Annotated in this window: 23 protein-coding genes and 5 tRNA genes; 8 read left to right on the top strand and 20 right to left on the bottom strand. The window is 29.7% G+C overall.

The features are described from left to right. The 6 genes from CJ670_RS10650 to CJ670_RS10625 all read left to right on the top strand — a co-directional run bounded on the left by CJ670_RS10650 (position 1) and on the right by CJ670_RS10625 (position 5,099). A complete protein-coding gene (locus tag CJ670_RS10650; RefSeq protein WP_105939932.1) occupies positions 1-1,440 on the top strand; it encodes a relaxase family protein in 1,440 nt (479 codons plus the stop codon). Next, complete coding sequence (locus tag CJ670_RS10645; protein WP_105939931.1) at positions 1,437-1,619, top strand: hypothetical protein; 183 nt, start codon at positions 1,437-1,439, stop codon at positions 1,617-1,619. The genes CJ670_RS10650 and CJ670_RS10645 overlap by 4 nt, the downstream gene beginning before the upstream one ends. Positions 1,620-1,966: 347 nt before the next feature. Next, positions 1,967-2,644 (top strand): hypothetical protein, encoded by a 678-nt coding sequence (locus tag CJ670_RS10640; RefSeq protein WP_105939930.1) that lies wholly within the window; start codon positions 1,967-1,969, stop codon positions 2,642-2,644. Next, positions 2,641-3,597, top strand: coding sequence for a putative phage replisome organizer (locus CJ670_RS10635; RefSeq protein WP_105939929.1), 957 nt, complete (start codon positions 2,641-2,643; stop codon positions 3,595-3,597). Before CJ670_RS10640 ends, CJ670_RS10635 begins: the two co-directional genes overlap by 4 nt. Beyond that, a complete protein-coding gene (locus tag CJ670_RS10630; protein ID WP_105939928.1) occupies positions 3,594-3,797 on the top strand; it encodes a helix-turn-helix transcriptional regulator in 204 nt (67 codons plus the stop codon). The genes CJ670_RS10635 and CJ670_RS10630 overlap by 4 nt, the downstream gene beginning before the upstream one ends. A gap of 75 nt (positions 3,798-3,872) precedes the next feature. Continuing rightward, complete coding sequence (locus CJ670_RS10625; protein WP_105939927.1) at positions 3,873-5,099, top strand: IS256 family transposase; 1,227 nt, start codon at positions 3,873-3,875, stop codon at positions 5,097-5,099. 72 nt (positions 5,100-5,171) lie between these two features. On the opposite strand, the gene CJ670_RS10620 is transcribed toward CJ670_RS10625, so the two are convergent. The 20 genes from CJ670_RS10620 to mraY form a co-directional block, all read right to left on the bottom strand. Continuing rightward, positions 5,172-6,395: a tyrosine-type recombinase/integrase gene (locus CJ670_RS10620; protein WP_105939926.1), complete on the bottom strand. Its 1,224-nt coding sequence runs from the start codon at positions 6,393-6,395 to the stop codon at positions 5,172-5,174. 163 nt (positions 6,396-6,558) lie between these two features. Further along, a complete protein-coding gene (locus tag CJ670_RS10615; protein ID WP_105939925.1) occupies positions 6,559-6,846 on the bottom strand; it encodes a YciI family protein in 288 nt (95 codons plus the stop codon). Positions 6,847-6,887: 41 nt separating this feature from the next. Next, complete coding sequence (locus CJ670_RS10610) at positions 6,888-7,271, bottom strand: hypothetical protein (RefSeq protein ID WP_105939924.1); 384 nt, start codon at positions 7,269-7,271, stop codon at positions 6,888-6,890. A 25-nt stretch (positions 7,272-7,296) separates the two neighbouring features. After that, positions 7,297-11,823: a DNA-directed RNA polymerase subunit beta' gene (gene rpoC, locus CJ670_RS10605; protein WP_105939923.1), complete on the bottom strand. Its 4,527-nt coding sequence runs from the start codon at positions 11,821-11,823 to the stop codon at positions 7,297-7,299. Then, entirely contained in the window at positions 11,816-15,961 is a 4,146-nt protein-coding gene (gene rpoB / locus CJ670_RS10600) for a DNA-directed RNA polymerase subunit beta (RefSeq protein ID WP_105911428.1), read from the bottom strand. The genes rpoC and rpoB overlap by 8 nt, the downstream gene beginning before the upstream one ends. Before the next feature lie 163 nt (positions 15,962-16,124). After that, positions 16,125-16,493, bottom strand: a complete 369-nt coding sequence (gene rplL / locus CJ670_RS10595; RefSeq protein WP_105911429.1) for a 50S ribosomal protein L7/L12 — start codon at positions 16,491-16,493, stop codon at positions 16,125-16,127. Positions 16,494-16,539: 46 nt separating this feature from the next. Next, positions 16,540-17,028, bottom strand: coding sequence for a 50S ribosomal protein L10 (gene rplJ, locus CJ670_RS10590; protein ID WP_105911430.1), 489 nt, complete (start codon positions 17,026-17,028; stop codon positions 16,540-16,542). 161 nt (positions 17,029-17,189) lie between these two features. Then, entirely contained in the window at positions 17,190-17,888 is a 699-nt protein-coding gene (rplA, locus tag CJ670_RS10585; protein ID WP_105939922.1) for a 50S ribosomal protein L1, read from the bottom strand. Positions 17,889-17,969: 81 nt separating this feature from the next. Beyond that, on the bottom strand, positions 17,970-18,395 hold the full coding sequence (rplK, locus tag CJ670_RS10580; RefSeq protein ID WP_105911432.1) for a 50S ribosomal protein L11: 426 nt from the start codon (positions 18,393-18,395) through the stop codon (positions 17,970-17,972). A 101-nt stretch (positions 18,396-18,496) separates the two neighbouring features. Next, positions 18,497-19,024 carry a transcription termination/antitermination protein NusG gene (gene nusG, locus CJ670_RS10575; RefSeq protein ID WP_105911433.1) on the bottom strand — a complete coding sequence of 176 codons (528 nt, stop codon included), beginning with the start codon at positions 19,022-19,024 and terminating at the stop codon, positions 18,497-18,499. A 10-nt stretch (positions 19,025-19,034) separates the two neighbouring features. Continuing rightward, on the bottom strand, positions 19,035-19,217 hold the full coding sequence (secE, locus tag CJ670_RS10570) for a preprotein translocase subunit SecE (RefSeq protein ID WP_105911434.1): 183 nt from the start codon (positions 19,215-19,217) through the stop codon (positions 19,035-19,037). A gap of 76 nt (positions 19,218-19,293) precedes the next feature. Then, a tRNA-Trp gene (locus tag CJ670_RS10565) sits at positions 19,294-19,369 on the bottom strand. Positions 19,370-19,408: 39 nt separating this feature from the next. Further along, the gene (gene rpmG, locus CJ670_RS10560; RefSeq protein ID WP_105939921.1) at positions 19,409-19,576 is read right to left on the bottom strand and encodes a 50S ribosomal protein L33; all 168 of its coding nucleotides are present in this window, start codon (positions 19,574-19,576) and stop codon (positions 19,409-19,411) included. 9 nt (positions 19,577-19,585) lie between these two features. Then, positions 19,586-20,794, bottom strand: a complete 1,209-nt coding sequence (tuf, locus tag CJ670_RS10555; protein WP_105939920.1) for an elongation factor Tu — start codon at positions 20,792-20,794, stop codon at positions 19,586-19,588. A gap of 220 nt (positions 20,795-21,014) precedes the next feature. Continuing rightward, positions 21,015-21,091: transfer RNA gene (locus tag CJ670_RS10550), tRNA-Gly, on the bottom strand. Positions 21,092-21,101: 10 nt separating this feature from the next. Further along, a tRNA-Tyr gene (locus CJ670_RS10545) sits at positions 21,102-21,186 on the bottom strand. 59 nt (positions 21,187-21,245) lie between these two features. Then, a tRNA-Thr gene (locus tag CJ670_RS10540) sits at positions 21,246-21,322 on the bottom strand. A gap of 16 nt (positions 21,323-21,338) precedes the next feature. After that, a tRNA-Phe gene (locus CJ670_RS10535) sits at positions 21,339-21,414 on the bottom strand. Between the two features lie 42 nt (positions 21,415-21,456). Next, positions 21,457-22,617: a UDP-N-acetylmuramoyl-L-alanine--D-glutamate ligase gene (gene murD / locus CJ670_RS10530; RefSeq protein ID WP_105939948.1), complete on the bottom strand. Its 1,161-nt coding sequence runs from the start codon at positions 22,615-22,617 to the stop codon at positions 21,457-21,459. A gap of 2 nt (positions 22,618-22,619) precedes the next feature. After that, positions 22,620-23,681, bottom strand: a complete 1,062-nt coding sequence (gene mraY / locus CJ670_RS10525) for a phospho-N-acetylmuramoyl-pentapeptide-transferase (RefSeq protein WP_105911436.1) — start codon at positions 23,679-23,681, stop codon at positions 22,620-22,622. A gap of 71 nt (positions 23,682-23,752) precedes the next feature. Between mraY and gpmI the strand changes: the two genes are divergently transcribed. Together gpmI and CJ670_RS10515 are read left to right on the top strand one after the other, a co-directional pair. Further along, complete coding sequence (gene gpmI / locus CJ670_RS10520) at positions 23,753-25,228, top strand: 2,3-bisphosphoglycerate-independent phosphoglycerate mutase (RefSeq protein ID WP_105939919.1); 1,476 nt, start codon at positions 23,753-23,755, stop codon at positions 25,226-25,228. Continuing rightward, entirely contained in the window at positions 25,225-25,914 is a 690-nt protein-coding gene (locus CJ670_RS10515; RefSeq protein WP_105939918.1) for an ATP-binding cassette domain-containing protein, read from the top strand. Before gpmI ends, CJ670_RS10515 begins: the two co-directional genes overlap by 4 nt.

Raw genomic sequence — 25,914 nt, 5'->3', positions numbered from 1 at the left:
ATGGTAGTTAAGTTCTTTTCAAATAAAAAAGGTGGAAGTGTAAAAGCTATTGATTACCTTTTAAACTATCGAGAAAAAGATGGAACAGCAAGAGTTTTAGTTGGTGATGAACAATTAACAAGAAATATTATCAATTCTATCTCTTTTAAACATAAGGTGTGTGTTGGGTGTCTTAGCTTTGAAGAGCAAGATATAGATGAAAATTTAAAATATAAAATCATGAGTGATTTTGAAAAGTATTTATTACCATCACTTGAATCTGACCAATATAATATTTTATGGGTGGAGCATCTTGATAAGGGGAGACTTGAACTGAATTTTGTAATTCCAAAAATTGAATTAACTAGAAAAATAGCTCTTAATCCTTTTTATCACACACAAGACTTATCAAGAATTGATACTTGGCAAAATCTAAGCAATTTAACCTATGGTTTTACAGACCCAAAAGACCCTGCAAAACAAAGAACACTACAAGGTGCAAGTAAGAAAATATCTTTACAGAAAGACTATGAAAAGCTGGATGAGATGCTTCATGAGCTTGTAAAAAGTGGACAGATAAAAAATAGAGAACAAATGATTGAACTTTTAAATGAAAATCGAATTTTTGTGAATAGAATTGGAAGTGATTATATATCTATCAAATTACCTGATAGTAAAAAAGCACGAAGATATAAGGGAGGAATTTACAGTGAACAATTTACAAGCATTAGAGAATTTGAAAACATCTGCCAAAGAACAGAGCAAAGAGTTGAACAATACAATAGAAGAGATACACAAAGAGAAATTAGATTTTTTACAGATAAGCTTAACGAATACACTCAGAGAAAAGCTGAATATATTCAATTTAAATATAAAAGAAGAGTTGAATCAGAAAAACAAATTTCAGTTGATAATAATGGGACTAGTGAATCTAGTAGTATTGATTATAACAACGATATTTTATTTTCTTTTGCAAAATCAAATCAAAGATTTACAAACTTGGCAAATACCTTTAGATTTACAGTACTTAGAGCAAAACCAAAAGTACATAAAAGTACCAACAAAAGAAATAATACAAAGTCAAGACAAAACAACGATATTTATCAAAATCAAGGAGTAAAAAATGACAGCACTAGAGCAACAACTAAATCAGGAATTGTTAAAAACGGAAAATATAAAAGTAGAGCTTATACAAAAGATAGAAAATCAAGAGATAGAGTTTATCAAACAATTACAGCAGATGCAGAAAGCTTACGAGCTAAATTTGAAGATTATAGTAGAGAGCAACAAAGAGTTAAACAATCAATTATTTCAAAAATTGCAGATATTGGAAGAATCATTGCAAAACTTGCTAATAAGTTAAAAATTAAACTAGATGTTTTAAAAAGTGGTGAAGTTATCAAAGAAAATTTTGATTTACTTGAATCAAAAACAAAAAATATTAAGAGGATTAAAAAATGAAAAAAATAGATGCAATATTAAAATGTTATGGGAAAGAAAAATTTGAACAAAAATTTGAAGTTAAAATAGATGGTGAATTGTTTACTGGATGGTATATATATGGCTTAGATAAAAAAGAACAATTATTGCAATGGTTTAGTAAAAAGCAAATATTAGAGATATATGAAAGTGGAATTTAATCTATAAGAAATTTGTATCAAAAGATTCATTTTGATACAAATTGTAACATATTGAAAATTTTATTTGCTTTTTTTTAATAGTACTTTTTTATAAATATTAACCTTAAGATTAACTTAATTGAATATTAATTAATACTGGACTTATTTTTAATTAAGTTGTTCTATATTTTTAAGATAGTCGATTTTATCGTGGTTTTAAAGTTTTTTACAATATTTGACTTAGTAAAATGATTACTCTAATATTCTCTTAGTGACAACAAATCACTACAAAAAAGATTCTTTTTCAAACTCTGATAGTTGGTCGCTTTCAAAAGAAAAAGAATCTATCTTAAAACAGGAGATTAAACATGTCAGAAAGAATGTCAATTCCCATTCAAAGGAATTATAACGAGTTATTTAAAGATTTTCAAATTCAAAAAATTAAATCTATGTCAAAAGATAATTTAATTGTTGAATTACAAAATCCAGAATCATGGCTATATGTATTAATGAAAGACGATGCAATAAGTCTTTTTTTAAATACAGGATACACAAATGGAATTTTTTCAACTGATGACTTATATACATTAGGTGTTGATACTACAATTAGGCAAATTTCAAAAAGATATTTTTTTTCTGAGATTAAAAATACTGAATTGATTCTGAAAAAAATAAAATCAAGGATAGTCAATAATATTAGAAATTTTTTCTCACCATTAAGAAAAACTAATTATTTAAACATTAATCAATATCTCTTTTCAATGGAGGAAGATTATGTAGTATTTGAAAAAATAATTGATGAATTTGATTTACAAAAAATTGATAAAAAAACTATAAAAATTGGACTTGCAAAAGTCTGGCAAGACTCAATAACTGATACAACATTTGATGTTATCGATTTTGAAGAATTATGTATAAAATTTCAATTTCAACCAAATGAAATATTAGATTATGACCCTTATACAATGCCTCTAATGGCAAAAGAGACTTGTAATAATGGTAATTATCAACTTGTACTAATTTTCGAATGTGAGGAAATAATATGAGTGATAATAAACATTATTATTATATTAAATTAAAAGCTGACTATTTTGACAGCGATGAAATGATTGTGCTTGAAAGTATGCAAGATGGATACAAATACTCAAATATTCTTTTAAAATTTATTTTAAGAAGCCTTAGAAATGAGGGAAAATTAATGTTTAATAATAAAATTCCTTTTAATTCAGTTATGCTTTCACAAGTAACAAGACATAGCGTGGGAGATATTGAAAAAGCTGTTAAACTATTTCAAGATTTAAATTTAATAGAAATTCTTGAAAATGGAGCTATTTATATAAATGATATACAAAACTATATTGGGAAATCTTCAACAGAGGCTGATAGAAAAAGAAATTACAGAATAAGAATTGATGAGGATAAAAAACAATTAGGACATTTGTCCAAAGAATGTCCAGAGATAAATCCACCAGAGCTAGAGCTAGAGCTAGAATTAGAAAAAGAGCTAAAGCTAGAGCTAGAAATTAAGGAAGATAAATTTAAAAGCTTTATGCAATTTAAAGATTTTTGTATTAAAAAATATAAAGGTAAAGTTCTTACTAATTGTTGCCCTACTTTACTTTTAGGTAATCAGCTAAAAATAAATGATAATGGTTACTTAGAGAGTTACTTTGAGGGAAAAAAGATAGATATAAATCCCGAAAAAGCTCAAAAATTATGGCAGATTTTATATGAAAACCAAGAAATTATTGGAGTGATTAAAGATGATTCTATTCAAAAAATTTTAGGAAAATTCATAAAAATTGGAATAGAAAGTAAAGTAACTAAAAAATTAGAAGAGTTTATTTATCAAATTCACGATTATAAGGAAGAAGAAGAAAATAAATATAGATTGTATTTTAAAGATGTACTAACAAAACAAATTGGAAAAAGCAAAAAACTATATTATTTATCTGATATTGAGGAATTACCATTTATCGATAAAGAGGATAATTTATGAATAAAAATGAACATATTGATGATAATTATTTAAAAATTAATGAAGTACTGCTAATCATTAAAATAAGTAGAGCTTCATTATATAGATTAGCTAAAAAAATTAACTTATTAAAACCACTAAAAATTGGTGGGTCTAGTCTTTGGAGTCAGGATAATATTAATATTTATTTAAATAATCTTAAAAAACAAAATCTAAAATAAAACGATTGGGAATTTTCATGGGAGTGTTAGAAATTCCGTGTCAATCTGATAAAATACAAATTTTAAGGGTTGACAATGCAAGAAGAAAAACAAATAGATTTTGATTTTAATGAAATATTAAATCAATTTAGAAGTGGGAAAAGATTAACAGGAAAAGATGGACTTTTAGCTCCACTTATTAAACAACTAACAGAAGCTGCATTAGAAGCAGAAGTTGAATCTCATATTGCTAATGATGCTTTAAATGGTAGAGCAAATAGAAGAAATGGCTTCAATAGTAAAACTATTAAAGGTACTTCAGATGGTAGCTTTGAACTTGAAACACCAAGAGATAGAAATGGAACATTTGAACCTCAAATAGTAAAGAAACATCAAACTACAATTAGTGATGAAATAGAAGAGAAGATACTTTCAATGTATGGATTAGGTATGAGTTATGTAGATATTTCAACTCATATTGAAGAGATATATCAAGTATCTATTTCAACTGCAACAATAAGTGCAATTACAGATAAAATTATTGATAAAGTAAAATCTTGGCAAAGTAGACCATTAGATACAATATATCCATTTGTTTGGTTAGATGCTATTCATTATAAAATCAAAGATGGTGGTAAATATGTAAATAAAGCTGTTTACACGGTTCTTGGTGTAAATATGGAAGGTAGAAAAGAAATATTAGGTTTATATCTTTCAGAAAGTGAAGGAGCAAATTTCTGGCTTAGTGTTCTAACAGATTTAAATAATAGAGGTGTAAAAGATATACTTATTGCTTGCGTTGATGGATTAAAAGGCTTTCCAGAAGCTATAAAAGCAATATTTCCTAAAACTGAAGTACAACTTTGTATTATTCATCAAATTAGAAATTCTTTAAGATATGTAGCTTCTAAAGACCAAAAAGAGTTTATGAAAAATCTAAGATTAGTTTATGAAGCAAGTACAAAAGAATTAGCTGAAGATGAGCTGTTAAAACTTGAAGATAAATGGGGTAAAAAATATCCTATAGTTTTACAATCTTGGCAAAATAAATGGGAGAACCTATCTGTTTATTTTAAATATCCACCAGAAATTAGAAAAGTAATTTATACTACAAATATTATTGAATCAGTTCATAGACAATTTAGGAAACTTACTAAAACCAAAGGTGCATTTCCAAATGATAACTCTTTGCTAAAATTACTGTTTATGGGTATAAAAAATGCAGAGAAAAAATGGACAATGCCAGTGTGGAATTGGAGCTTGACACTTTCACAACTGGCTATATTTTTCGAAGGTAGATTAGATAGTGAACTTAAAATTTAAGTTCTGGTGTGATAGGATTTCTCCTATCAGAATTAACTTGACACGGAATATTTAACGGTCTCATTTTCATTCCTAATCTTTTAATTTATCTAACCAATCAGCCCACCACTGCATTAGCTCTTTTTTTTCTTCAAAATATTTATATTTTGATTCTCTATTATATGCAGCTTTTACCCTATTCTTTTCTTTATGAGCTAAACAAGATTCAATAATATCGCTATGAAATCCATGTTCTTTATAATATTCATAAGCTATTGTTGAAAACATACTTCTAAAACCATGAAAAGTATGTCGGTCTTTATAGCCTAATTTATTTAATGTATCTGATAATGTAGCTCCAACAATACCTCTATCATTCTTAGAATGTGAGGGAAATACAAATTCACTCCTATGTCTCGAATAAGGCTCTATTTCTTTTATAATATTCACTGCTTGTCTTGGTAAAGGGCAAACAAAATCAATATGAGTTTTCATTTTTTCTTTAGGAATTTCCCATATACCTTTTTGTAAATCTAGTTCATCCCATCTCATAAGCCTAATATTTTCACTTCTTACAAAAACATATGGAATAATTTTGAATATAAATATAACACTAATATCACTTTTAAATTTTTCTTCTATAGAGTTAATATCTTTGAGTAACTCTTTTATTTCCTCTGGTGATGTTATTGCAGGATGATGAATATTTTTATTACTTGGAACTAATACAGATTTTTTATCAATATCAGCAATTATATTATGCTCTATATACTCTTTAGTAACTGCAAACATATATATTTTATTCATTAACGATAAAAGTCTATGAGCAGTTTCAATAATACCTTTATTCTGTATTTTTTCTAAAATATTTATAATATCAACTCTTTTAATATCTTTGATAGCAATATTACCCAGCCAGTTTGTAATATTCTTCAACATTCTTCTATTTTGAATAACTGTTGCTTCACTTGAACTTTTAGCTCGTAATTTCAACCATTCATCAATAACCATACCTAAAGTAAGTGATTCTGAAGATTTTTTTACTCTTTTTTCAGATATTGGATTTATATTTTCACTTAGTAGCTTTTTGCATTCATCTTTTTTGTCTCTTGCCTCTTTTAAGCTAATCTTAGGATAAGTACCTAAACTCATAGATAATCTTTTACCACCATACCTAAAATCTAGTCTAAAGAATTTAGAACCATTTTTCCTAACTATAAAGTATAATCCATCACCATCACTTAAATTGTAATCTTTATCTTTTACTTCTGCTTTTTTTAACTCTAACTCTGTAAGTTTTTTAACAGTTCTCTTCATATGACAGTACATCCTTTAAACTTTTTTCTTGTACTGTTTATTGTACTGTATAAAAACTGAGCTTTAATTAAATTAATTGATTTTCATTGAGACAAATTGAAAGCGTTTAAAGCCCAATTTGCCATGTTTTGTGAGATTATTTGATATATTTTGAGATATATTACTATTGTTTAGGAAGTAACTTTACAGGAACTATCTGTATTTCATCCATATTCCAAACTTTATTTACAACATAAGGTTCATCCTCAAGCCATAAATCAAGTTCTTCATCAGTAGCAAAATCTACAAACAAAGATGAACCAACCATCTTATCATCTTCTACTAAAGCTCCAGCAGATACAATATTTCCACTTTCCATCATCTTTTTTGTATTTATTATATGCTGATCTCTTGATTGCATTCTTTTTTCAAAAGCATCATCATAGTCATAAGCTATTATTAAAAATTGCATTTTTATCCTTTAAATTTTTTGATATTATTTTATCACAAAATTTATAAAGTAGTAGCAAAAATAAAAAGTAGTGGATAGATTAATACATTTAAATATCTAAGGATTGGTGTAATATTTGCATCAAAAGGTATTATTTCATCCATATTTATACCATCTGAAAGTTTTTTCATAATAGAAAGTTTAAAAATAATATCAAAAAATTTTAAAGCTAAAATTGAACTCATCCAAAAACCAAAATTATTTGAAGAAATAGATAGATAAATTGAATAAAAAAATGATATATGTAAAATAAAATAAAGAAAGATATTTCTCTTATATACTAAAAAATTATTTTCTAGCATTCCATAAAGTGTAGAAGATTTTTGCCAATTTGACTCAAAAAGTTCAATAGCAACAAAGATAAAAAATAAGTGAATTATTTCCATTTAAACAAATAGGGCTTTGCCCTATTTATTTCTCTTCAGAAAAGATAATTTTTTGGTCTTTATAAAGACCTGTTCCAACAGGGATTGTTCTTCCTATTACAACATTCTCTTTTAAATCCTCAAGCATATCCATTTTTGCACTAATTGCTGCTTCTGTTAATACTTTCGTAGTCTCTTGGAATGATGCAGCTGAAATAATACTATCAGATGTAACCGCAGCTCTTGTAATTCCTAAAAGTACAGGTTCTGCAATAGCTGGTTTTCCGCCCATTCTTATTATTTTTTCATTTTCGATTTTAAATCTCTTTTTAGAAATCATATCACCCATGATGAATTTTGTATCTCCACCATCAATAATCGAAATTTGTCTTAACATTTGAGATGTAATTACCTCAATATGTTTATCTGCAATATTTACCCCTTGAGATCTATATACTTGTTGTACTTCAGATACAATAAAGTAGTGTAGAGCTTTTTCACCTAAGATTTTTAAAACATCATGAGGAGAAACTTGACCATCCGTCAAAGACTCACCAGCATGAACAAATTCACCTTCATGAACTAAAATTTGTTTACCTTTTTCTACTAAATACTCAGTTTGATTTCCTGCAATATCTGTAATAACTAATTTTTGCTTATTTCTAAGTGGTTTTCCAAAAGTTATTATTCCATCAAATGAAGCTAAAATTGCAATATTTTTTGGTCGTCTAGCTTCAAATAACTCAGATACTCTAGGAAGACCTCCAGTAATATCTTTTGATTTTTGAGTTGCTTTTGGTGTTTTTGCAATAATATCAGCAATTTCTAGCCTTTTACCTTCTTGAATATTTAAAGATGCTTTTGGATCAAGCACATATCTTATAATTTCATTTGAATCAGTCGCTAATAAAACTGTTGGTTTATATCCAGCTGGAATATACTCATTTACAACTAGTTTTGAAGTTCCTGTTAACTCATCAAACTGCTCAGAAACAGTAACACCTGGAATAATATCTTCAAATGTTACAATACCTGCTTGCTCTGCTATTGTAGGATTTGCATATGGATCCCACTCTGCAATAACAATTTGCTCTTTAGTTGTTGGTGCTGAAATTTGTGTACCTTTTTCAACTTCACTATTATCATTTAAAACTATTGAAGAACCTCTCGAAATATAATGTCTTATAGCTTCTCTATCATCAGCATCTGCAATAACAGCAAAAAGTCCTTTTTCAACAACTTTATCACCAGCTTTTATATCGTGTCTTCTTTCTAAATAATCACCAGTTAATTTATAGTACTTAACTATTCCTTTTGCACCTGATAGTACTTGAGAAGTAACAGGAGCACCATCTGAAACTTTTAATTCAGATGCATATGGAATCCTATTTGGTACATTCCATCCATCTTTAATTATTTCAACAATAGAGTCATTATTTTCAACTTCTTCACCATCTTTGTGTGGAATATAAAGTTTACCTTCAATTTTTCCAGAAATTCCAGCAAGTTCATTTACTTTTGCAACATCACTTTTTCTTAAGAAATATTGTTTTTTCTCTTTTGAATTTGCAATAGTTAAAACAACCTCTTCGTGAATAGTTTCAATTGTAACTTTACCTTTAAATGGTGCATTTATTTTTGGCTCAACTAATAATACTCCAGCATTTCTTCTATTTGCTACAATAGATCTTCCATCTTGAGTATCATATTTTTTGATATTATAATATCTAATAAACCCTTCTTTATCGGCTTTTAACTCTCTTTCAGTTTGAGTTGCACTTGCAGTTCCTCCAACGTGGAAAGTTCTTAGTGTCAACTGAGTTCCTGGCTCACCAATTGATTGAGCAGCAACAACTCCTACAGCTTCACCTGGTTTTGCTTTTCTTTGCTCACCAAGATTTAGACCATAACATTTTGAACAAAGCCCATTTTCAGTTTTACAAGTAAGTGGTGTTCTAATAACAACTGATTTAACTTCACTATCTTTTACAACTCTTGCAAACTCTTCAGTTATTAAAGTACCTTCTGTAAATAATATCTCATTTGAAATTGGATCAATTATATCTTCAGCAATAACTCTTCCTGTAATTCTCTCTTCTAAAGACTCAATTAACTCATTTCCTGAAGTAATATCTGTAATTTCAATACCTTCATGCGTTCCACAATCTTCATCAGTAATTCTTACATTTTGTGAAACATCAATTAGTTTTCTTGTCAAATATCCAGCATTTGCTGTTTTAAGTGCCGTATCCGCAAGTCCTTTTCTAGCTCCGTGAGTAGAAATAAAGTACTCAAGAACATTTAATCCTTCTTTAAAGTTAGAGATAATTGGTGTTTCAATAATACTTCCATCAGGTTTTGCCATAAGACCTCTCATACCTGAAAGCTGTCTAATTTGAGTTGCACTACCTCTTGCTCCTGAATCTGCCATCATATAAATAGAGTTAAAACCATCTTTATCAGTTTTAACAAGTTCCATCATCTCAGAACCTAATTTATTGTTAGTTTCTGTCCAAATATCGATAGTTTTATTGTATCTTTCTTGCTCAGTTAAAAGTCCTTGAGAGAACTGTTTTTGAACTTCAATAATATCTTTTTTAGATTTTATAATATGTCCTGTTTTACTTTCTGGAATAATAATATCATCAATAGATATAGATATTCCTGCAGATGTTGCATATTTAAAACCTAGATTTTTAAGATTATCCAAAAATCTAGGAGTTACTGCATACCCAGCTTCTTTATAAATATAATCAACCAAAGCTCCAATATCTTTTTTCTTAAGAACTTTATTCCATAAATTAAGTGGTACAAAAGATGGAAGTATCTCATGTATAATTAATCTTCCAACAGTTGTAGATACAACTCTTCCTTCAAGTTTTGTTCTAATTTTCGCATGTAAATCAATTTTACCCATATCAAGAGCAATTTTAACTTCATTTACATCAGTAAACAACTTATGTTCACCTTTTACACCCTCTTTTACAAGTGATAAATAGTAAATTCCCAAAATCATATCTTGTGAAGGAACTGCGATTGCTCTACCACTTGCTGGTAATAAAATATTCATAGAACTCATCATTAAAACTTTCGCTTCAGCAATTGCTTCTTGAGAAAGTGGTATGTGTACAGCCATTTGATCCCCATCGAAATCGGCATTGAAGGCAGCACAAACAAGAGGATGAAGTCTTATAGCTTTTCCATCAATTAATACAGGGTGAAATGCTTGAATAGACAATTTGTGAAGAGTTGGTGCTCTATTTAATAAAATTGGATATTCATCAACAATTTCGCTTAAGCACTCCCAAACTTCATTTGTTTCAGACTCAATTAATCTTTTAGCAGCTTTAAGAGTTGTTGCATAACCTTTCTCTTCAAGTTTTGCCATTAAGTGTGGCTTAAATAGTTCAAGTGCCATTTTTTTAGGAATACCACATTGATCCATATTTAAATTTGGTCCAACAACAATAACAGATCTTCCTGAGAAGTCAACCCTTTTTCCAAGTAAGTTTTGTCTGAATCGTCCTTGCTTACCTTTAATAATTTCACTTAAAGATTTAAGAGGTCTTTTATTTGCACCTTTTACTGCATTTGCTGTTTTACCGTTGTCAAATAGAGCATCTACAGCTTCTTGAAGCATTCTTTTTTCATTTCTAATAATGATTTCAGGAGCATCAAGTTCAGTTAATCTTTTAAGTCTGTTATTTCTATTTATAACTCTTCTATAAAGGTCATTAACATCTGAAACAGCAAATTTTCCACCATCAAGTGAAACAAGAGGTCTTAAATCAGGTGGAAGAACTGGAAGCATAGTAAGCATCATCCACTCAGGTTTATTTCCACTATTTATGAAGTTTTCAACTACTTTTAATCTTTTAATAATAGTTTTTCTTTTTGCTTCACTTTTAGTTGTTTGCATTTCATCTTTTAAAAGTGTTAAAAGCTCAAATAAATCAAGGTTCTCTAAAAGCCCTCTTATAGTCTCTCCACCCATTTTTGCTTCAAAACCAGTATGCTCAAATAAATCAGAAACTGTTCTATATTGTTCTTCATTTAAAATATCATACTTATTTATTTTTTTAGTTTTCTCACCATCATAAAAAGCATCTCCAGAGTTCATTACTATATATGCTTCATAATATAGAACTCTTTCTAAATCTTTTAATTTAACACCTAAAATAGTTCCAATTCTTGATGGAAGCGAAGATACCATCCAAATATGTGCAACTGGAGATACTAACTCAATATGCCCCATTCTGTGTCGTCTAACTTTCGAAGAAGTTACTTCAACTCCACATTTTTCACAAACTACACCTTTGTATCTCATTTTTTTGTATTTACCACAAAGACACTCATAATCTTTTACAGGTCCAAAAATTTTTGCACAAAACAGTCCATCTCTCTCTGGTTTTAGTGTTCTATAGTTTATAGTTTCAGGTTTTTTAACCTCTCCACAAGACCAAGAAAGTATTTTTTCTGGACTTGCTAACTTTAATTGGAAAGCAGCAAAATCTCGTGGTCTTTCAAGCTCTTTTATATCAATTGGTGATAGCACTTTTTCATTATTACTCATTGTTTTCTACCTCTTCAAAAATCTCTACATCTAAAGCTAAGGCTTTTAACTCTTTTGTTAAAACAAAGAATGTTTCAGGAACTCCTGAAGGTGGAACATTTTCACCATTTGCAATTGCTCTATAAGCTCTTGTTCTTCCTTCAACATCATCTGATTTAGTTGTAAGCATCTCTTTTAGAACAGCTGTTGCTCCATAAGCTTCTAATGCCCAAACCTCCATCTCTCCAAATCTTTGACCTCCAAATAGAGCTTTTCCACCTACAGGTTGTTGCGTTACAAGTGAATATGGTCCTGTACTTCTTGCATGAACTTTTTCATCAACTAAGTGATGAAGTTTTAGCATGTACATATAACCAACATTTACTCTTTCTTTCATCTTCTCACCAGTTTTTCCATCATACAATATACACTTACCATCTGAGTCAATCTTAGCCATTTCAAATAGTTTTTCAAAGTCATAAGCTTCAACACCATCAAAAATTTGTGTTGCAAACTTAACACCTTTTGACCAATCTCTAGCATAATCAAGAAGTTCATCATCACTTAATTTATCAATAAATGATTTTGCATTCATAAGTTTTGCAACTCCTGCAATTTCAATCATCTTAGCTCTTAAATCAGCTATGTATTCACCTTTTTTTGCATCATAAACTTGTTGAATTTGTTTTCCAAGTCTTCTTCCAACTAATCCTAAGTGAACTTCCATAATTTGACCAATATTCATCCTTGAAGGAACACCAAGTGGATTTAAAATAATATCAACCGTTGTTCCATCTTCTAAATATGGCATATCAACTTTTGGAACAATATTTGAAACAATACCTTTGTTTCCATGTCGTCCAGCCATTTTATCCCCAACTTTTATCTTTCTTTTTGTTGCGATATAAACTTTAACTTGTTTAATAACGCCACTTGATAAAATATCATCATGCTCTAGAACATTTTGTTTCTCTTCATGATCTTTTCTTAGTTCAGCTTTTTGTCTAATAAAATACTCTTTTGTATCATTATAAGCTTTTTCAACATCTTTAGAATAAGAAGATACTACTTTTTTCATAGCAAATCTATTTACACTTAAAAGCGTATCAAGAGTTAATGTATCACCTTTTTTATATACAGTTCCATCTAACTCAAGCTCTTTATCTAATTTTGATTTTGTTAGAAGATTATTTATTTTTAAAGCCTCTTCTCTATCTAGCATTAGAAGTTTATCAAGATGTTTTTGATTTAACTCATTCTTTTCTAGTTCAATTTCAACTTTAGCTCTTTCGCACTTCTCATAACCTTTTTTAGTGAAAACCTTAACATCAACAACTGTTCCTTCCATTGATGTTGGACAATATAAAGATTTATTTATAACGTGTCCAGCTTTATCACCAAAAATTGCTCTTAAAAGTCTCTCTTCAGGAGTTGGTTTAATCTCACCTTTAGGAGTTACTTTTCCTACTAAAATCATTCCAGGACTTACATAAGTTCCAACTTTTACAATTCCTGAGCTATCAAGATGTGATAAATTTTCCTCTTTAACACCTGGTAAATCTCTAGTTATCTCTTCATTACCATGCTTTAACTCTCTACATTCAATCTCTTTTTCATAAATATGCACAGATGTAAATGCATCTTTTTTAATAAGTCTTTCACTTAAAATAATAGCATCTTCATAGTTGTATCCATTCCATGGCATAAATGCAACCATAGCATTAATTCCAACTGCAAGCTCACCTTTATCCATAGATGGACCATCGGCAATTACTTGACCTTTTTCAATAACATCACCTTCTTTTATAGCAACTCTTTGCCCAAAAGATGTATTGTTATTTGTTTTTACATTTTTATTTACATCGTAATAATCAATAAATGGTCCATTTTCATCTTCACCACTAATATAGATATTTTTTGAATCTGCTTTTTCAACTACTCCGCTTCTTGAAGCTTTTATAGCCTCCCAAGCATCTCTTGCAACTGTTTTTTCTAAACCAGTTCCAACTATTGGAGCTGTTGGTTTAATCAATGGAACAGCTTGTCTCATCATATTTGAACCCATTAATGCTCTATTTGCATCATTATGTTCTAAGAATGGAATTAAAGAAGCCGCAACCCCCATTACCATTTGAGATGATATATCTATTAAATCAACTTTATTTTTATCCATTAAAATGATTTCACCATTTAATCTTACTTCTACAAGTGGCTCAATAATTTTTCCATTTTCATCAAGTTTTGTAGAACCAGGAGCAATTACAAGACCCTCTTCTTGAGTTGCAGTGTAATATGAAATTTCATTTGTAACTACACCATCAACTACTTTTTTATAAGGAGCTTCAATAAAACCTAGCTCATTAACTTTTGAATAAGTTGAAAGAGTATTTATAAGACCAATATTTTGACCCTCTGGAGTTTCAACTGGACAAATTCTTCCATAGTGAGTTGGGTGAACATCTCTTACTTCAAATCCAGCTCTTTCTTTTACTAAACCACCCTCACCAAGTGCTGATAATCTTCTTTTATGAGTAACTTCTGATAATGGATTTGTTTGATCCATAAATTGTGATAGCTGTCCACTTGTAAAAAACTCAGTAATTGTTGAAGTAATCATTTTCGAGTTGATTAAATCATGAGGCATAATGTCTTCTAAAGTTCCACTTAGAGTTGTCATTTTATCTCTAATAGTTTTTTGCATTTTGATTAAACCTGCATGTAATTCGTTTGCAAGTAACTCACCAATAGCTCTAATTCTTCTATTTCCTAAGTGATCTCTATCATCAATATGACCATGTCCTGCTTTAACTTTTATTAAGTATTGAACAGTTTTAATAACATCTTCATAAGTTAAAGTTGTAACATACTCAGGTACATTTACACCTAACTTATGATTCATCTTCATTCTTCCAACTTTTGTTAAATCATATCTTTCAGGATCAAAGAATAGTTTTTTTATAAACTCTTTTGCAGCTTCTTTTGTTACAGGTTCACCTGGTCTCATTACTTTATAAATTCTAATTGCAGCTAAATCATTTTCATCTTCAATTTGTTCAGTTTGCTTTAATAATTTTAAACTTTCAGCATCTGCTTTAAATGCATTTATAATTGAAGCATCTGCTCCACTTGATAAATCATTTGCAATATCAAATGTTTCAAACCCTAAATCTAATAGTTTTTTAAGTTTTAATTCATCAAGGCTTGTTAAAGCATCAAATAAAACTTCTCCTGATTGTGGATCATAAATAGAACCAGCAGTGTGTCTATCCATTAAAAGTTCAAGTGGGTATTCTATTAATTTTAATCCACCTTCAATTAAAGCTTTAGCTTTTCTAGCAGTTAATCTCTTTCCAGCTTGAATAACTAAATTTCCTTTGTCATCTTTTATATCATAATCAATTCTTCCCATAAAGTCATCAGGATTAAACTCTGTTAAAAACTTATTGTTTTTAATTTTAATACTAATTACAGGATAAAATAGTTTAACAATATCCTCTTTTGAGTATCCTAAAGCTCTAAATAATATAGTAATTGGAACTTTTCTTCTTTTATTAATTCTTACATATAATACATCTTTTGCATCATACTCAAAATATAACCAAGAACCACGATCTGGAATAATTTGTCCAGTGTAAAGAAGTTTATTATTTATAGTATTTGACTCATCTTCTTTAAAAATAACACCTGGACTTCTATGTAATTGGTTTACAACAACTCTTTCAACACCATTTACAACAAATGAAGTTCTTTCAGTCATAAGTGGAATTTCTCTAATAAATAAAGATTGCTCTTTAATATCTTTTACACCAATTTTCTCTCCAGTTTTCTCATCTAAATCCCAAAGAGTTAATCTTACATTTATTTTAAGAGGGATTGAATATGTCAATCCTCTAACCATTGATTCTCTAACATCATATCTAGGTTTTCCAACTTCACTTCCTAAATAATCAAGAGTTACTCTATTTTGAGCATCATGAATTGGAAAAATTGCTTTAAATACTTTTTCTATACCAGCACCAGATCTATCTTTTTGATCAATCATCAAGAAAGTATCATACGAAGTTTGTTGCAGTTGTAATAAATTTGGAATTTCAATTTTTTGTGGGTTTTTTGCGAAATCTATTCTTAGTCTATTACCAGATTTTAAAGAGTTTAACATCTTACACCTTGTTATAAAATTTGGTTATGTTTGCTTTATTTTCTTATAAAGCACAAAAGCATCCATAAAGGATAAGGTTAAAATTTATAAAAATCTTAACCTTAGCCCTCAAAGATGCTAAACTTATATAGGGAAAATCCCTATATACGATAAGTTATAAAACTTATTTAACTTCTACTTTTGCACCAGCAGCTTCAAGTTGAGCTTTGAATGCTTCAGCATCAGCTTTAGAAATTCCTTCTTTAATTGTTGAAGGAGTTTGCTCTGCAGCATCTTTTGCTTCTTTTAATCCTAAACCAGTAATTGCTCTAATTTCTTTAATTACATTGATTTTTTTATCACCTGCATCAAGAATGATAACATCAAACTCAGTTTTTTCTTCAACAGCTTCAGCAGCAACTGCAGCACCAGCAACTGCTACAGGTTGTGCAGATACTCCAAATTTTTCTTCAAATTCTTTTACTAATTCTGATAACTCTAATACAGATAAACCAGAAATAAATTCTAAAACGTCTTCTTTAGAAATTGCCATTTTCTATCCTTTTTATTTTTTATTTTAATATATTTTTAGCTTAAAATTAAGCAGCCTCTTCTTCTTTTTTTCTTCTAAGAGCATCAAGACCAATAGTAAAGTTTCTAACAGGTCCCATCCAAACAGATGCAAGCATTCCAAGAAGTTCTTCTCTTGATGGTAATTTAGCAAATGCATTAACTCTAGCAGCATCGCAAATTTCACCTTCGATAATTCCTGATTTAATAGAGAATTTATCTTTTGTAGTAGTTGCAAATTTATCAGCTACTTTACAAGCTGAAATTTGATCATCAGACCACAAATAAATATTTGTTCCGCTTAAATCAACATCTCCTAAATCAGCTGATTTAACAGCCTTAGAAACTAAAGTATTTTTTACAACTTGAACTTTAGTTCCATTTTCTCTTGCATCTTTTCTTAAAACTTCTAACTCTTTATGAGTAAGACCTTTGTAGTCACAAACAACAACAGCCAAAGAGTTCTTAAATTCAGCAGATAAAAAATTTATAATTTCTGATTTTTCTTGTCTAGTCATTATATTTTCCTCCTTTCAAAACATCATCCTAGGCGGGACTTACAAAAGAACGAGGAGTTCTTTTACCAGCTGTCTTCAGTTTTATTTCAGTGCTTTGAACACTCAAAAATATTGAACAATTTCAATATTTTTGAATGCAAAAAATTAGATAAGGAAAACCCTTATCTAATCTCTAATAATTCTATATTATCCAAAATAACAGATGGACTCATTGTTAAGCTAACTGCTGCATTAGTAATATATCTTCCTTTTGAAGTTGAAGGTTTAGCTTTATTGATAGCTCCGATAAATGCTTCAGCATTCTCTTTGATAGCTTCTGCACTAAAAGAAATTTTTCCAATAGCAGCTTGCATATTACCTTTTTTATCAACTCTATATGTAACTTGACCACCTTTAGCATCATTTACTGCTTTTGTAACATCCATTGTAACTGTTCCAGTTTTTGGATTAGGCATTAAACCTTTTGGTCCAAGTATTCTTCCAACTTTTCCTACAATTCCCATACAATCAGGAGTTGCAATTAAAACATCAAAATTAATTTTTCCAGCTTGAATATCATCAGCTAAATCGTCATTCCCAACAATATCAGCACCTGCAGCTTTTGCTTCATCCATTTTTACACCTTTTGCAAAAACAGCAACTCTTACAGTTTTCCCTGTACCATTTGGAAGAACAACTGCTCCTCTAATCATTTGATCTGCATGTCTTGGATCTACATTTAAGTTAAGTGCAATTTCAACACTCTCATCAAATTTAGCAGATTTTAAATCTTTTAATAAATTACAAGCATCAGCTAAAGAGTATTTTCTCTCTTCAACTTTTGCACTTAACGCTTTATATCTTTTTGAAACTTTTGCCATTTTATTCTCCGCAATTTTATTTTTTTTGCTTCCACTAATATTAATAAAGGTTAGTGGTTATACCTTAATATAAAAACAGAATTATAATTCTGTTTCAATTCCTATAGATCTTGCACTTCCTGCTACAATTTTTGCAGCAACTTCTCTATCATCAGTATTTAAATCTTTGATTTTCATATCAACTATTTCCATAATTTGATCTTTTGATAGTTTTCCAATTTTTTGTTTAAGTGGATTACTACTTCCTTTTTTAATTCCTGAAATTTTTTTAATAAGTTCAGTCATTGGCGGTTGTTTTACTTCAAAAGTAAAGCTTTTATCCGTATAAATTGTAAGAACAACTGGTAATCTATATCCAGCTTTATCTTTTGTTTTTTCGTTAAATGCTTTACAAAATTCCATAATGTTAACACCTCTTTGCCCAAGAGCTGGTCCAACTGGAGGTGATGGGTTTGCTGCACCTGCAGGTATTTGTAGTTTTAAATATCCTTGAACTTTTTTAGCCATATTGCTATTCCTTTAAAAATTATAATGATTTTAATGATTAGACATTAGGCAAAAAAACTAAGTTGAAGCAAGTTTCTTTGCCTAATGCCTAAATTAAAAATTTAAACTATTCTCTCTACTTGTGTATAAGAAATTTCAACTGGAGTATTTCTTCCAAATATAGATACATTTAATTTAAGTAATCCAGAAACTAAATCAAAATTTTCAACTATTCCGTTGAAGTTTGCAAATGGTCCCTCATTTATTCTTACCATCTCTCCTTCATCAAAAGAGATTTTTGGTTTTGCTGCTGCTTTATTTTTAGCTTTCTCTAAAATAAGATTTATATCTTTATCACTTAGAGCTGTTGGCTTTTTTGACTCACCAATGAATCTTCCAACTTTTGGCATTGACTGAATTCTATGCCATAAAGCAGTATCTAAATCAATCTTTGCAAAAGCATAAGCTGGATATAAAGGTCTTTCTATAATAGTTTTTTTACCTTTTTTTACTTCGATTAAATCTTCAGTTGGTACTAATACTTCAGCAATTCTATCATCAGCCATCTCATCTGCTAGTTTTAATATAGCTTTCTTAACAGATAATTCACTTCCCGAATATGTCTGAATTGCATACCATTTATGTGCCATTTTTTATTCCTTATTTAATTACTGAAGATAGAGTAAAAGACATTGCTCCATCAATTATAGCAAGATACAAAGCTATTACCGTAACAACAATAAAAACAGATATATAAGCAGTTCTAATTTGTGCTTTTACTGGAAATATAACCTTAGCTAATTCTGATTTTACATTATTTATATAGCTACTAGCTTTGCTCACATCTTTCTCCATTTTAAATTTTAAACTAAATTTTTTAAAAAAACTTTAACAAAATCTCTTTAAAAAACTTTAATAGTGGCAGGCCAGGAGGGATTCGAACCCCCAGCACTCGGATTTGGAATCCGATGCTCTACCATTGGAGCTACTAGCCTACAAAAGCTTGAGAGAAACTCTCTCAAGCAAGTTTGTCTTTAAGATTTTAACTTCACTTCTTTATGAGTAGTGTGTTTTTTTAATCTTGCACAATATTTTCTAACTTCAAACTTTTCAGTATGAGTTTTTGGATTTTTCCAAGTAGTGTAGTTAATATCTCCACTTTCTTGACATTTTAATCCTATTTTAATTCTTACAGCTGCCATAAAGAATCCTTATTTGATGATTTCTGAAATAACTCCAGCACCAACAGTTCTTCCACCTTCTCTAATAGCGAACTTTGTTCCCTTTTCAAGAGCGATTGGAGCAACTAAAGTAACAGTCATCTCAACGTTATCACCTGGCATAACCATTTCAGTACCTTCATTTAATACACAAGAACCTGTAACGTCTGTTGTTCTAACATAGAATTGTGGTCTATATCCACTAAAGAATGGAGTATGTCTTCCACCTTCTTCTTTTGAAAGAATATAAACTTCACATTTAAATTCTGTATGAGGTTTAATTGTTCCTGGCTTACAAAGAACTTGTCCTCTTTCAACATCTTCTTTTTTGATACCTCTTAAAAGAACTCCGCAGTTATCTCCAGCTTGACCTTGATCCATCTCTTTTCTGAACATTTCAACACCAGTAACAGTTGTTTTTCTAGTATCTCCAAATCCAACGATTTCGATCTCTTCACCAACTTTAATAGTTCCAAGTTCAATTCTTCCAGTAACAACTGTTCCTCTTCCTGAAATTGAGAATACATCTTCAACAGGCATTAAGAATGCTTTTTCTGTATCTCTTTCTGGAGTTGGGATATAAGAATCAACTGCATCCATTAATGCAACGATTTTTTCAGCCCATGGTCCAATAGCACCAGTTTTTGCTTCTTCTAATGCTTTAAACGCAGAACCAGCAACGATTGGAGTATCATCACCTGGGAAATCATAAGTAGAAAGTAATTCTCTAATTTCCATTTCAACTAATTCTATCATTTCATCTTTATCAGATGGGTCTAATTGGTCTTCTTTATTTAAGAATACAACAATGTAAGGAACTCCAACTTGTTTAGAAAGTAAGATATGCTCTCTAGTTTGTGCCATTGGACCATCTGTTGAAGCGATAACTAATATAGCTCCATCCATTTGAGCAGCACCAGTAATCATGTTTTTAACATAATCGGCGTGACCTGGACAATCTACGTGTGCATAGTGTCTTTTTTCAGTTTCATACTCAATATGAGAAGTAGCAATAGTAATTCCTCTTTCTCTTTCTTCTGGAGCATTATCGATTTGATCGTAATCTCTCATCTCTCCACCATATTTTACAGCTAAAACTGCAGATATTGCTGCTGTAGTAGTAGTTTTACCGTGGTCAACGTGACCAATTGTACCGATATTTACGTGCGGTTTATTTCTTGAAAACTTTTCTTTTGCCATAGGAATTTCCCCTTCTAAATTTATTTTTATTTTTGCTTAATTGCCCTCTGAGTAGATAAGCCAATAAGGGCTTCTCTATTCAGAGGGGATTTGTTTTCACAAATTGTGATGAGTATTATATTAATAAAATACTAAAAATTAAATTAATTGGGAGTATAAATTGTAGAGTTATAAACATAATGTGCAATTATAACTCAGCTCCCAGTAATCAATAAAAAAATGGAGCGGGAGACGAGACTCGAACTCGCGACAGTCTGCTTGGAAGGCAGAAGCTCTAGCCAACTGAGCTACTCCCGCAACATTTGCGTGGTGGTGAGAGAAGGATTTGAACCTTCGAAGCCGTAGGCGGCGGATTTACAGTCCGCAGGATTTGACCACTCTCCAACCTCACCATATAAAATTATTGTTCTGGTCAAGCGCTGTTTTGTAAAACTTACGCACGACTAAAAAATGGAGCTGGTGAAGGGAGTTGAACCCCCGACCTGCTGATTACAAATCAGCTGCTCTAGCCAACTGAGCTACACCAGCATCCATAAAATCAAAATGGTGGCTCGAGACAGAATCGAACTGTCGACACAAGGATTTTCAATCCTTTGCTCTACCGACTGAGCTATCGAGCCACTTCAAATTGGAGTGAGATTATACAGTCAAATTTATTAATATTAACTTAAATTACTCACAAACTTCTTAAATTCATCGCCTCTATGAGCATAGGATTTGAATTGGTCAAGAGAAGCTGCTGCGGGGGAAAGTATTCCTATACTATTTTCTTTTAGATTTTTATCTATATTTTTAACTGCTTCTTCTAAATATTCACACTTTACACAAGATATTCTAAACTCTTCACAGTAATTTAAAACTCTTTGAGTATTACTTCCTATTGCATAAATAACAATATCAAAATCTTTTATATTTTCAAAAAGAGGTTTTAAGCTTGCACCCTTATCATCTCCACCAATAATAATATGTATATTTTTATCTTTATATGGAACTAATGCATTTATTGTTGCATCATAATTTGTTGCTTTACTATCATCAATCCATAATCTATTTTTACTATCTCTAAACTCTTCAACTTTGTGTTTATCAATTTTATATGAGTTTATTAAATCATAATCCACATCATCGAATATTATCTTTCTTGAAATAATTGCCATTATAGCATCTAGTAAAAATGGTTCATTGAACTTTATTTTAGTTTTATCAATTTTAAAATAATTACATAAATCATCACTTGTATCGTAAGTTATTACATGAGCAGATGTTTTAAAATCTTTGTATAGAGCTGGAATAATAGCGATATCAGTTTCACTCATAAGTTCTAAAGGTTTTAATTTTGCTTTTTTATATTCATCAAAACTTCCATGCCAAGTAATATGGTCTTCAGTTATTGGTAAAAGAATATAGATATTTGGTTTTGCTTTTTTTGTATAGTGAAGTGTAAATGAAGATGTTTCAAGTATCCAGATTTTTTTATCTTTATTTAATCCGCTCAAAGGAACACCAATATTTCCACCATAACAAGAATCAAATTTTTCAAGTAAATACTGGCACATTTGAGTTGTTGTAGTTTTACCATTTGTTCCACTAATCCAAATAGTAAAAGGCATTTCATTATAAAATAGGTCATAATCACTAATAATATTTTTTGAAGCAAGAACAAGTTTATTATGTGGTGGCATTCCAGGGCTTACAATAGTTAAATCATTTGAATCTTTATCGAAAATTTCAAAGTCATTGTCATCATATAAATCAGCATTTGGAAATCTCTTTTTCAAAGCAAGTGCTGTTTTCCCTTTTCCTAAAATTCTTAAATTTTGCATTTTTATCTCAACTTTAAACTTAATAGTGCAACAAGATTTGCCATAAAAGATATTATCCAAAATCGCACAATTATTTTATTTTCTTTCCAACCTTTTTGTTCAAAATGGTGATGAATAGGCGCCATTAAAAAAACTCTTTTTTGTCTTAATTTATATGAACCAACTTGTAGCATAACTGAAACTGTCTCTAAAACAAAAATAAATCCAATAGCTATAAGTAAAATCTCAGATTTTGCAACAATTGCTAAATATCCCATAAATGCACCCAAAGGTAAAGAACCACTATCTCCCATAAAAACTTCAGCAGGATAAGCATTAAACCATAAAAATCCAATCAAAGCACCTATAATTGCAGCTCCCATAATTGCTAATTCTCCAGCTATACTAATACTTGGCATTAATAAATAGTTCGCAAAACCAATATGACCAACAACATAAACCAAAATTGATAAAGTTGAAAATGCTAAAATTGATGGAACAGTTGCTAAACCATCAAGTCCATCTGTTAGATTTACTGCATTTGATGATCCAACAATTATAAACATCCAAAAAATAATAGCTAAAATTCCCATTTCAAATATAGGAAATTTGTAAAATGGTATGTATAAATCACTTGTATGTCCAAGATAAAATAGTAGTGCTACAACAAATCCTGCACTTACAAACTGTAAAAGAAGTTTCATTCTTGCGCTAAGCCCTGCACTATTTTTTGCTTTTAGAATTTTTGATAAATCATCTTTTATACCAATTAGTGAAAATAAAGCAAGTGTTAAAAGCCCGCCAACAATATAAAAATTGTTTAATTTTGCTGTTAGAATTGTTGCAATAATTGTAGAAAATATAAAAACAACTCCTCCCATTGTAGGAGTTCCAGCTTTTGCCTGATGTGATTGTGGTGCTAACTCATATATAGGTTGTGAAGCTTTTTTGTTTTTTGCCCAACTTATAAATTTTGGCATTAAATACATTGTAAAAACGAAAGCTAAAAAGAAGCTAATTCCTGCACGAACTGAAATATATTGAAAAATGTTTATTTCTAAATGTCTGTAGAGCCAATAAAACAAAATTAAACCTTAGATTTGATAAAATATTACGAGATTATATAATATTTAAGTTTTTAAAAGGTTTAAACACGATGAATAAAAAAACAGTTTTAATTATAACAGATGGTATTGGACATAATAGTTCTTGCAAATTTAATGCCTTTTGTAATGCAAAAAAACCAACATATGACTACCTTTTTTCAAATGTGCCTTATAGTTTAATCCATACTTATGGAGAGCATGTTGGATTACCTGATAATCAAATGGGTAATAGTGAAGTTGGACATATGACTATTGGAAGTGGAAGAGTTTTATATCAAGATTTAGTAAAAATTCATTTAGCTATTAAAAATAACAGTTTAAAAGATAATGATGTTGTAAAAAATACAATATCAAACTCAAATAATATACATTTAATAGGACTTTTAAGCGATGGTGGAGTTCACTCTCATATAGAACATATTATTGCTCTTGCAAAAATATCTGAAAACTATGGAAAAAAAGTTTGGCTTCATCTAATCACAGATGGAAGAGATGTTGCGCCTGATTGTGCAAAAATATATATCAAACAAGTTATAGATATTTGTAATGAAAATATCAAAATTGCAACAATTGGTGGAAGATATTATGGAATGGATAGAGATAATAGATGGGATAGAGTAGAACTTGCTTACAACGCAATTGCAAATGCAACTCCAAAAATAGAAGATAATATTTTAGATTTTATAGATAACTCTTACAAGAGCGAAATATTTGATGAATTTATTATTCCAACTGCATTAAATGGTTATGATGGAATTAAAGATGGTGATGGAGTTATTTTTTGTAATTTTAGAAGCGATAGAGCAAGAGAACTTTCAAGTGTTTTTGCAAAAGATGATTTTAAAGAGTTTGCAAGAAAAGAGCTAAAACTTCAATTAGCAAGTATGACTTTATATGATAAAAATGTAAAAATTCCTGTAATATTTGAAAAAGATAATCCAACAAATACTCTAGCTGAAGTTATTTCAAATGCTGGTTTATCTCAACTTCATACAGCAGAAACTGAAAAATATGCTCATGTAACATTTTTCTTTAATGGTGGAGTTGAAGAGTCATTTTTAAATGAAACAAGAGTTTTAATCCCATCTCCTAATGTTGCAACATATGATTTACAACCACAAATGTCAGCACCAAAAGTAGCAGAGGCTGTAAAACTTGCTATGAAAAACCAAACTGATTTTATTGTTGTAAACTTTGCAAACGGTGATATGGTTGGACACACAGGAGTTTATGAAGCAGCTATTAAAGCTGTTGAAGCTGTTGATTATGAACTTGGGCTTATTTTAGAAGAGGCAAAAAAAGAGAACTATAATATAGTTTTAACATCTGACCATGGAAATTGTGAGATGATGAAAGATGAAGATGGTAATACTCTTACAAATCATACAGTTGGGGATGTTTACTGTTTTGTTATTTCACCAAATGTTACAAAAGTAAAAGATGGAAGCCTAAATAATATTGCACCAACTGTTTTAAAATTAATGCAACTTCCTATTCCAAAAGAGATGGATGAACCACTAATTTGATAGATATAAAAGAGTTAAAAATTAGTTTAAATAGTAAAAGCTTAGTTGATATTGCTTTTACTATAAAAAGTTCAACGGCTCTAATAGGAGAGAGTGGAAGTGGAAAATCACTTACACTAAAAGCTATCTTAAGTCTTCTATCTAGTTCATTAGATGTAAAAAAGAGTATAAAAAGTGATTTTGAATTGAGCTTTGATACTATTGGATTTATTCCACAAAATCCTTTTACATCACTATCATCTATGACAAAGATAAAAAATCAGATTTTCTGTAGCGATGAAAAAAAAGAAGAGGTTTTTAAACTTTTAGATTTACCTTTAGAAATTTTAGAAAAATACCCTTCACAAATAAGTGGTGGACAAATTCAAAGAGTTGTAATTGCAATAGCGATAAGCCGTGATATAAAACTTCTTTTACTCGATGAACCAACAACTGCACTTGATTTTGAAAATAAAACAAATATTATAAATATTGTAAAAGATTTAAAAGATAAGCTAAATATTAATATACTTTTTGTAACTCATGATATTGAATCAATCAAAGATATTTGTGATGATATTGTTATTATAAAAAATGGATATGTTGTTGAATTTGGCAAAACACAAGAAGTTCTAAACAATCCACAAAACGAATATACAAAAAAGCTTTTAAACTCAAGCTTTAAAAACAAAAAATTTAGGAATTAA

It is taken from the genome of Arcobacter cryaerophilus gv. crypticus, assembly GCF_002993025.1.
Classification (GTDB): Bacteria; Campylobacterota; Campylobacteria; order Campylobacterales; family Arcobacteraceae; genus Aliarcobacter; species Aliarcobacter cryaerophilus_B.
This window is presented reverse-complemented; position numbering and strand designations above follow the sequence as displayed.

Coding starts and splice junctions, on each gene's coding strand:
- CJ670_RS10650 (WP_105939932.1), top strand. CDS start 1: ATGGTAGTTAAGTTCTTTTCAAATAAAAAAGGTGGAAGTGTAAAAGCT.
- CJ670_RS10645 (WP_105939931.1), top strand. CDS start 1,437: ATGAAAAAAATAGATGCAATATTAAAATGTTATGGGAAAGAAAAATTT.
- CJ670_RS10640 (WP_105939930.1), top strand. CDS start 1,967: ATGTCAGAAAGAATGTCAATTCCCATTCAAAGGAATTATAACGAGTTA.
- CJ670_RS10635 (WP_105939929.1), top strand. CDS start 2,641: ATGAGTGATAATAAACATTATTATTATATTAAATTAAAAGCTGACTAT.
- CJ670_RS10630 (WP_105939928.1), top strand. CDS start 3,594: ATGAATAAAAATGAACATATTGATGATAATTATTTAAAAATTAATGAA.
- CJ670_RS10625 (WP_105939927.1), top strand. CDS start 3,873: ATGCAAGAAGAAAAACAAATAGATTTTGATTTTAATGAAATATTAAAT.
- CJ670_RS10620 (WP_105939926.1), bottom strand. CDS start 6,395: ATGAAGAGAACTGTTAAAAAACTTACAGAGTTAGAGTTAAAAAAAGCA.
- CJ670_RS10615 (WP_105939925.1), bottom strand. CDS start 6,846: ATGCAATTTTTAATAATAGCTTATGACTATGATGATGCTTTTGAAAAA.
- CJ670_RS10610 (WP_105939924.1), bottom strand. CDS start 7,271: ATGGAAATAATTCACTTATTTTTTATCTTTGTTGCTATTGAACTTTTT.
- rpoC (WP_105939923.1), bottom strand. CDS start 11,823: ATGAGTAATAATGAAAAAGTGCTATCACCAATTGATATAAAAGAGCTT.
- rpoB (WP_105911428.1), bottom strand. CDS start 15,961: ATGTTAAACTCTTTAAAATCTGGTAATAGACTAAGAATAGATTTCGCA.
- rplL (WP_105911429.1), bottom strand. CDS start 16,493: ATGGCAATTTCTAAAGAAGACGTTTTAGAATTTATTTCTGGTTTATCT.
- rplJ (WP_105911430.1), bottom strand. CDS start 17,028: ATGACTAGACAAGAAAAATCAGAAATTATAAATTTTTTATCTGCTGAA.
- rplA (WP_105939922.1), bottom strand. CDS start 17,888: ATGGCAAAAGTTTCAAAAAGATATAAAGCGTTAAGTGCAAAAGTTGAA.
- rplK (WP_105911432.1), bottom strand. CDS start 18,395: ATGGCTAAAAAAGTTCAAGGATATTTAAAACTACAAATACCTGCAGGT.
- nusG (WP_105911433.1), bottom strand. CDS start 19,024: ATGGCACATAAATGGTATGCAATTCAGACATATTCGGGAAGTGAATTA.
- rpmG (WP_105939921.1), bottom strand. CDS start 19,576: ATGGCAGCTGTAAGAATTAAAATAGGATTAAAATGTCAAGAAAGTGGA.
- tuf (WP_105939920.1), bottom strand. CDS start 20,794: ATGGCAAAAGAAAAGTTTTCAAGAAATAAACCGCACGTAAATATCGGT.
- murD (WP_105939948.1), bottom strand. CDS start 22,617: ATGCAAAATTTAAGAATTTTAGGAAAAGGGAAAACAGCACTTGCTTTG.
- gpmI (WP_105939919.1), top strand. CDS start 23,753: ATGAATAAAAAAACAGTTTTAATTATAACAGATGGTATTGGACATAAT.